Origin of the sequence: Arthrospira sp. PCC 8006 (genome assembly GCF_046480465.1) — a bacterium.
GTDB lineage: Bacteria > Cyanobacteriota > Cyanobacteriia > Cyanobacteriales > Microcoleaceae > Limnospira > Limnospira platensis.
This window is the reverse complement of record NZ_PKGG01000673.1, coordinates 1-239: the sequence shown is the minus strand read 5'-3', so window position 1 is coordinate 239 and position 239 is coordinate 1. Positions and strand designations below refer to the sequence as shown.

The window sequence follows — 239 nt, the reverse complement described above, 5'->3', positions numbered from 1 at the left end:
CCTCACCCCCAGCCCCTCTCCCAGAGGAGGAGAGGGGAGTAAGAGTTTCTTGTCCCCCTTCTCCCGGTTGGACAGAAGGGGTTAGGGGATGAGAGAAATTCATCTCGCCCTCACCCCCAGCYCCTCTCCCAGAGGAGGAGAGGGGAGTAAGAGTTTCTTGTCCCCCTTCTCCCGGTTGGACAGAAGGGGTTAGGGGATGAGAGAAATTCATCTCGCCCTCACCCCCAGCCCCTCTCCCA

1 protein-coding gene is annotated in these 239 nt (G+C 59.7%); it reads right to left on the bottom strand.

Features of this window, described 5'->3' with window-relative positions; genetic code table 11:
* Nucleotides 1–211 (bottom strand): hypothetical protein (locus B9T16_RS29820; protein ID WP_410246509.1); only part of this gene is annotated, 211 nt, incomplete at its 3' end.
* Nucleotides 212–239: the final 28 nt, after the last annotated feature.